The sequence below is a fragment of the Wolbachia pipientis genome (genome assembly GCF_023661085.1).
GTDB lineage: Bacteria > Pseudomonadota > Alphaproteobacteria > Rickettsiales > Anaplasmataceae > Wolbachia.
Map to the genome: position 1 here is coordinate 1 of NZ_JAHDJT010000060.1, position 7,705 is coordinate 7,705.

10 protein-coding genes are annotated in these 7,705 nt (G+C 34.6%); 2 read left to right on the plus strand and 8 right to left on the minus strand.

Features of this window, described 5'->3' with window-relative positions; all coding sequences use genetic code 11:
- Positions 1–214: 214 nt before the first annotated feature.
- The 8 genes from rpoD to DM84_RS03460 all read right to left on the minus strand — a co-directional run bounded on the left by rpoD (position 215) and on the right by DM84_RS03460 (position 4,901).
- Positions 215–2,152 (minus strand): RNA polymerase sigma factor RpoD, encoded by a 1,938-nt coding sequence (rpoD, locus tag DM84_RS03425; RefSeq protein ID WP_250778352.1) that lies wholly within the window; start codon positions 2,150–2,152, stop codon positions 215–217.
- 122 nt (positions 2,153–2,274) lie between these two features.
- Positions 2,275–2,601, minus strand: coding sequence for a cation:proton antiporter subunit C (locus DM84_RS03430; protein ID WP_250778345.1), 327 nt, complete (start codon positions 2,599–2,601; stop codon positions 2,275–2,277).
- Entirely contained in the window at positions 2,598–3,017 is a 420-nt protein-coding gene (locus tag DM84_RS03435; protein ID WP_250778346.1) for a Na(+)/H(+) antiporter subunit B, read from the minus strand. The genes DM84_RS03430 and DM84_RS03435 overlap by 4 nt, the downstream gene beginning before the upstream one ends.
- A complete protein-coding gene (locus tag DM84_RS03440; protein WP_250778347.1) occupies positions 3,010–3,537 on the minus strand; it encodes a DUF4040 domain-containing protein in 528 nt (175 codons plus the stop codon). The genes DM84_RS03435 and DM84_RS03440 overlap by 8 nt, the downstream gene beginning before the upstream one ends.
- Position 3,538: 1 nt before the next feature.
- Positions 3,539–3,823 (minus strand): monovalent cation/H(+) antiporter subunit G, encoded by a 285-nt coding sequence (locus DM84_RS03445; RefSeq protein WP_250778348.1) that lies wholly within the window; start codon positions 3,821–3,823, stop codon positions 3,539–3,541.
- Positions 3,824–3,829: 6 nt separating this feature from the next.
- Positions 3,830–4,075, minus strand: coding sequence for a monovalent cation/H+ antiporter complex subunit F (locus DM84_RS06155; RefSeq protein ID WP_349305103.1), 246 nt, complete (start codon positions 4,073–4,075; stop codon positions 3,830–3,832).
- A gap of 36 nt (positions 4,076–4,111) precedes the next feature.
- A complete protein-coding gene (gene rpoZ, locus DM84_RS03455) occupies positions 4,112–4,540 on the minus strand; it encodes a DNA-directed RNA polymerase subunit omega (RefSeq protein ID WP_250778349.1) in 429 nt (142 codons plus the stop codon).
- Positions 4,541–4,598: 58 nt separating this feature from the next.
- Complete coding sequence (locus DM84_RS03460; RefSeq protein WP_250778350.1) at positions 4,599–4,901, minus strand: helix-turn-helix domain-containing protein; 303 nt, start codon at positions 4,899–4,901, stop codon at positions 4,599–4,601.
- 405 nt (positions 4,902–5,306) lie between these two features.
- Here DM84_RS03460 and purE point away from each other — a divergent pair, with 405 nt between their 5' ends.
- Together purE and mutL are read left to right on the plus strand one after the other, a co-directional pair.
- Complete coding sequence (gene purE, locus DM84_RS03465) at positions 5,307–5,801, plus strand: 5-(carboxyamino)imidazole ribonucleotide mutase (RefSeq protein WP_250778354.1); 495 nt, start codon at positions 5,307–5,309, stop codon at positions 5,799–5,801.
- A 4-nt stretch (positions 5,802–5,805) separates the two neighbouring features.
- Positions 5,806–7,632, plus strand: a complete 1,827-nt coding sequence (mutL, locus tag DM84_RS03470) for a DNA mismatch repair endonuclease MutL (RefSeq protein ID WP_250778351.1) — start codon at positions 5,806–5,808, stop codon at positions 7,630–7,632.
- Positions 7,633–7,705 lie beyond the last annotated feature (73 nt).

The window sequence follows — 7,705 nt, forward strand, 5'->3', positions numbered from 1 at the left end:
AATACCCTTATTGTTATAATAAGGGTAACGGTGAAGGTTGTCAAGTAGTTTTTTTTGTTTCCATTGAACACCAATGCTCTGTCAAAAGTGTGTTATATAGTTATGCAAGAAGTCTAGCGCTTCTTGCTTATAATTACAGGTTTGAGCCAATTTATCATGCCATTCTATTTGCCCCCTCCCAATAACGCAAGTTGGTTTAATTTGACGCATTTCCTCAGAAGAATCCTCTAAGTTTTCTAGCACGGCTTGGATGTTTTAATTTACGTAGTGCTTTTGCTTCTATTTGCCTAATTCTCTCGCGTGTTACGTTAAAGATTCTTCCTACTTCTTCTAAGGTATGTTCTTTTCCATCTTTACCAAGACCAAAGCGCATTCTGAGAATCCTTTCTTCCTTTGGCGTTAAAGTTGCAAGAACATTGGTTGTAATACCACGCAAGTCAGCAAGTATTGCAGCATCTTCTGGCTTTGAGACTCGTTTGTCTTCTATGCAATCACCAAAGGTACTGTTATCATCTTTTCCCGTTGGAGCTTCAAGACTTACAGGATCTCTTGCTATTTTCATAACTTTGCGTATTCTTTCTAGAGGCATCCCAAGTTCCGTACTCAATTCCTCTAATGTAGGCTCTCTTTCCATCTCATGAGTTAACTTTCTTAGTGTCCTATTGATTTTGCTGATAATTTCTACCATATGAACCGGTATTCTAACTACTTTAGACTGTTCAGGTATTGCTCTGGTGATTGATTGCCTTACCCACCAAGTTCCGTAAGTTGAAAACTTGTATCCGCGTTTGTAATCAAATTTATCCACGGCTTTCATAAGACCAATATTGCCCTCTTGTATCAAATCAAGCAGAGCAAGACCTCTGTTTGAATATTTTTTAGCGATGGAGACTACTAACCTTAAATTAGCTTTAATCATTTCCTGCTTTGCTTCGGAGACTTCTCGTTCATGCTTTTGTATCCTTTTGATTAGCTCCTTAAATTCCTGCACGTTATCTTCTTGTATATATTGCTTAACATTATTCACAGAGCGGGCTATACACTCAGAGTTACCTTCTATAAACCTTGTACATTTGATTTTTAATTCTTCTGTAAGAGAAGATTCATTTTCATTGGTCTTTAAAAAACTTGTCTCCTCCAATTCACGCTTTAAAAGCACTTCATTATAAACTTTGTAGAAACTTTCCCTGTCAATATCATATTTTCTAGCCTCAGAAATAAGATTGGCTTCCTCAAGCATTATAGACTTGTTTATATTATAGAGTTTTTGTATAATTTGAGTGACAGCAGCATCACTTAATTTGATTTGTAACGCTATAAACCATATTTGATTATATAAATCTTCATATCCTGACTCGCTAGGGGAATTTTTCCTTAGTGTCAATGCTTCATTTGCTAAAGTAATTATCTCATCTAGTGCAACTATAACCTTGGGCAATAAGTCGCTTTCCATTTCAAGAATAGAAACATTTAAACTTGCTGAGTTTATATCTTCGTTACCACTTTCTTGCTCGTCATCACCCTTTTTATTACTTGCTTCATCATCTTCGCAGTGTTCATTATCTTTGGCATTTTCAGAATCCTCAAAGTCTTCGGCACTTTCTTCGCTATCCTTTTTAGGTATTGTATTAAAATCAGAACTGTAAATTGCATCTAGGTCTATAATTTCTCTCAGTAAGAGAGCTCCACTACTCAAATCATCACGCCATGCTTTTATCATTTTCAGTGTTACTGATGTTTCGATTATTGCACGCAGCATGTTATGCTTTTCAGATTCAATTTTTTTTGCTATCTCGATTTCATCTGCCCTTGATAGAAGCTTTACGGAGCTCATGTCTTGTAGATAAACTCTTACCGGATCGTCGTTTTGTACTAAAGTTGTGGCAGCATTTGACAATGTATCATCGTCATCGAGTTTGCTATCATCATTGTTAGCAGAAGTGTCTTCCTCATCTTCGCTGCTCTCAAGTACATTAATTCCAGAATCTTGTAATATAGATATAGTATCATCTATGAAGTCAGATGAGAAATTTTCATCTGACAGTTTATCATTTATATCATCAAGAGTAATAAAACCACCCTTTCTTATACTTTTGGTCACTAGATCCCTTATGATTTTTTTCTTACCCTCTGCATTATTAATAGTTGACATCATTACCTTTATATTTAAAATTTTATCCCTTATTAGTAAATAAGCTTACAACAAGCAAGCCTATAGTTTAATTTTTAGCTTGTAGCTACCTGTTACTTCATATAGTTTAAGATACTGTTAATTCACATATGTTGGTCTTGATCAATTATTCCATATTTTTCTTCTATTTTTATTGCTATAGACAATCCAACTGAAAATGTTGCAATTCCAACTACTATGGCAGTGAGCATTAAAACATGCGGTATAGGATTGCTATATAAATAAAAACTTGAAACTAGTATAGGAGGCAAAGAGCTTTTTATATATCCTAAAAATATATAAAATAGCAGAACAGATGCTTGGAAAACGCTTACCCCTATCATTTTCTTGATTAGATTTTTATCATTTATGATAGTATACAAGCCCAGCATCATTAATATAATAATAGTTGTATAATTATATAAAGTCATTGTCTTTTTATACGAGCAAAGCTTACATATATGATCAACATGGAGGAGAAGACAGTAAGCGCTACGCCCAGTTCCACCAGGAAAATGCCAAATTTTTGACTAGCAACGTTGTTGGTTAATAATATACCATAAGATAAAAAACTTTTGCCAAATAAAACTGTTACAATACCCGTTCCTCCGTAGATTAAAATGCCTAGCATATTAGCAAGTTTAATTACAGAATAGGGTATTGCTTTTAAAGTTACGGATATACCAAATAACATTGAATATAGTATTATTCCGGAAGCAATAATTATTCCGGCTTGGAATCCCCCACCTGGAGTGTAGTCGCCATGAAATTGTATATATAAGGCAAATAGGATAATAAAAGGCACCATTAAAAATGTTACTGCATTTAATACCGGATCTTTAATCATTTTCTTTTTCTTCTTTTAATGTTAATGTTATACAAAGTGCGGCAGTAAAGACTACTATAGTTTCCCCAAATGTATCATAACCACGAAAGCTTGCTAAAATAGCCGTCACTATATTAGGAATACCAGCAACTTTTTCAGTATTTTCTATATAATAAGGAGCAACATGCAAGTGGATTGGAGCGTCATGGCTGCCAAAATCCGGCAGTTGAGTTATAAAGTGTGATAAGAATACAGTCAAAAATAAAATAAAAAAAAGTGTTGTAGGGTTGTGAGATAAATTTACTTTATGGTTTTTTATCAAAGAAAGCGCAGCAAACATAAAAACTGTACTGAGCCCTGCACCAACTGAAGCTTCAGTAATTGCAACATCAGGTGCGTTCATAATTAAATACATAAGTGCAATGAGTGAACTAAATGCACACATTAGAACGCTACTTACAACTAAGTGTTTTGAAAGAACTATAAAAACTGTAACTGTAAGTAATAGAAAGAGTAATGTTACATTCAATATTTCTAGCATCTTAACCTTCTTTAGTTTTTCCCTTACTTTTATAATAAGTGCACGCTAAAATATAGCTGTTAGTTGAGTTAGCTATCCATACTATAAGGATCAATAGCATTATTTTAACAGTATTAATTGAAAATTCATTTTGCAGAGCAAGACCAATCAACAATAACATCGCACCGCTGGAATCTATTATACCTACTGCATGTAACCTAGTATAAAAATCAGGAAATCTGATTGTTCCTATGGTTGAAATGATTACTAAACAAATACCTAAGAATATGAAAATAGGTCCTATCATAAATTATCAAAGCAACATTAACCTCATTAGTGCTATAGTTGATACAAAACTAATACTAGCATACAAAAGTGCTATATCAAGCAAAAAGAAATTGTTCAGAACAATCGACATTGCTGTTATGAGTAAAGCTACTTGTGTCGAAAAATTGTTAAATGCTAGCACCTTGTCGTAAATATCACTCAGCTTGGACACTACACGGCATAGCATTACACTAATACAAAGCAGCAGTATATAAACAGTAACGTAGATCATCTATAAATTACAAACTTCAGTAGTACTCTGCTCGATCTACTCTTCATTATCTACTTCATCATCTATTTCCTCACTGTCTTGATCGTCTATTTCGGTTTCTACCTCATCATCCTGAATATTAACACTTTCTTGATCCATATCGGAATCTATGTTGAACTGGTCATCAGAAAAATTTAGTAGTTTTTCTAGCTTACTTGTATTACTGCTGTAAGCATTACTCACATTTCCTTTCATATACTCTTTGCATCTGCTTACCAAAAGGCTAAATAATTCATGAGTATCTACTTGTCTTTCTGCTATTTCGTATAAAGAAATGATGGTATTCTTATGACCTTTAAACTTAGCTGCCTCAATTGGGCTACTTGCCCCTGTATTCGAGTCATGTGTCCTCTGACTCGCCAATAGAGCTAATTTAAAACGGTTATTCACCCGCTCTGTGCATTTTTCTATAACAGATTCAGCCATAAAATACTACCTTAATAAGTTTTATACTGTATCATAAAAAAACAAAATGTCAACTTCTCTATTGAGACTCAGCTTCATGTTTTGCCTTTTCTTCTTCAAATTTTACTGCTTGGTTTTCTGTTATTATAATTGTTATTCCAAAACCTAATTTTTTGAGGAATCCTAACAATCGCTCTAGGGAGAAACCATCTGTTTTGCCATTTTTAATTTGCGATATCTTCGGCTGATCAACACCTAGTTCTTCTGCTGCACGAGCTTGGGTCCAACACTTTGTTCTTATAAATTCGCTGATTATGCTAAGTAGCTTCTTTTTTATTTCTACAAAACATGAACCGTTGTCTAATGACATTATTATTTCCATAATCTTTTTACACCCACTATCAAAAACTTTGTAAGACATTACAACATAAATTTGATATCTCAAAGTATTAATATCATATAGCTTGTACTAAATAATTATAGATATTAATATATAAAGCTTTAAATTGATCATGCGTTAATATTTGTAACAAATTTATTTTAATCTTAATAATTGTTTTACCTAAAAAAATTATTTATAGCAAGAAGAATGGCAGCTGCAAGGCTAAAATAGTCATTTTGTAAATTCATATTACATAAGAAGTTTATATCTCTATATCTTAAAATAGATATTTGTTCAAATCTCTGTTTAATGAGAATGCTATATATTATATTCATAATGTAACTCAAATATTTGTTGCTTTTTAGCTGAAACACTATTTAGTTAGTAAATCAAATTATGTTGAATATGGCAGGAATAAGAAAAGATGTCGCTGTAATTATGGGAAGTGAATCGGATTATAGCACTATGTCTCATGCTGTTAATATGTTAAAAGAGCTAGGGATTTCGCATGATATATTTATAATATCTGCACATAGAACACCAGAAAGACTATTCAATTTTGCTAAATCTGCACAAGAAAAAGGTTTTAAGGTTATTATAGCTGGTGCAGGGGGAGCAGCTCATTTACCTGGTATGGTTGCGTCGCTTACTTATTTACCTGTTATCGGTGTTCCTGTACATAGTAAGCAACTAAACGGGCTGGATAGTCTATTGTCTATAGTGCAAATGCCAAAAGGTATACCGGTTGCAACAATGTCCATAGGAGAAAGTGGAGCATATAATGCTGCCATTACCGCCGCGTCTATATTGTCAATTTCTAACAATGAAATTGCAAGTAGGTTAAAAAAATGGAGAGAGAAACAGACCAAAGGAGTAAAGGAAAAACCGGGTCCATGGTAAATTTATGGCAATAATTCTTTTAGATACAAAAACTATAAACCGTATAGCAGCGGGAGAAGTAATTGAGAGACCAGCAAGCGTAGTGAAGGAATTAGTTGAAAATGCAATAGATGCTGAAAGTTCAGAAATAGAGATCAAAATAGAGAGTGGTGGGTGCAATCTTATCACTGTGATAGATGATGGAAGTGGAGTAGAAAAGAATGATCTAGAACTTGCATTTATGCGTCATGCTACTTCAAAATTAAGCGATAGTGAATTAGTAGAAATCAAGCATCTTGGCTTTAGAGGAGAAGCGCTGCCTTCGATAGCAGCAGTGAGTAGGATAAAGTTATCGTCTAGAGCAGGAGGAGCAAGTGAAGCGTGGTCTATAAGGTATGAGGGCGGAGAAAAAGTGGGGGAAATTATGCCTTACTCTTTATCACAAGGCACATATATTGAAGTACGAGATTTGTTTTTTGCCACTCCAAATAGGCTAAAATTTCTAAAAACCGAAAGAGCAGAAACTCAAAGCATCGTTGATATTGTAAATAACCTAGCAATGATTAACTATCGTATAGGGTTTACCCTCACTTCAGGTAATAAAAAGCTCTTGAAATACGCCAAGCAAACCTCGTTGTTCAGTAGACTATGTGAGATAGAAAAAGAATTTCAAAATAATTCTCTGGAGGTTAATGAAGAAGAGGGCGACATCAAACTGACAGGACACGTCTGCAAACCGACCATCAATCGAGGTAAGTCTGATATGATTTATACATTCGTGAATGGAAGGCCAATAAAAGACAATCTACTTGTTGGTGCGGTTCGGTATGCATATCATGATTTTGTTCCAAACGATAGGTATCCCTTTGCAGCGTTGCATTTGGAGGTGCCATATGATCAAGTAGATGTAAATGTACACCCAAATAAATCAGAAGTAAGATTTCAAAATAAGAGACTAATATATGAAATAGTGACAAGAGGGCTAATTAAGGCATTGTCAACGAGAATAGGCAGCTTTGCAACGAGTGATGTTGGCAAAGGGAGTGATGAGCTTATTGATAGTGGAAAAAGCAAAGAAGCGGAAAATCGGAAAGAATTTTATGAAAGAAGGCCAAATCCTTCAGAAAATCAACTGATGAAAGAATTTGCTTTTCCAAGTGAAAGAGTAAAAAGCCTGTCGGAACAGTCAAAATCGTTTGATTACACTGGTATGCAAAAATCCCCATCACAAGAGGAGACTATAGTTCTAGAAAGAGAACAAATTGATTTGATAGAAAGCCATCCGCTCGGGTTTGCACGCTGCCAGATCTACAATACTTATATTATTGCTGAGGCTAGAGGCAAATTGATTATAGTTGATCAGCATGCAGCCCATGAGAGGCTAGTATACGAATGCTTAAAACAAAAATCAAGTATAAAAAGACAAAAATTACTGCTTCCTGAAGCGGTTGAAATCAAAAACCAAGCTGGAATGGAGATGGTTGAAATTTATAAAAATAAGCTTTTCGAAATGGGTTTTGACATTGAAATCAAATCAGAAAATAGGCTCGTAGTAAGGGAAATCCCTGCGATTTTGGGCACAATAGACGTAAAAGAGATGCTGATAAATATAGTTGATAGATTAACGGAAATAGAAGATACACTGCCAATAGAAGACAAAGTGAACAAAATATTGGCCACTATCGCTTGTTATGGATCAATTAGAGCTGGCAGAAAAATGAAATTGGAGGAAATGAATGAACTGCTGAGGCAAATGGAAAAAACACCATATTCGGGACAATGTAACCACGGGAGGCCAGCTTATATAGAAATGAAACTAAGTGATATTGAAAAACCATTTGAACGGAGGTAAGAGGTTGCCATAAGTATGGTAGAGTAGGCAGCCAGCGAGTTAGTCCATTCAGCACTTTTCCAACAGCCTCTCC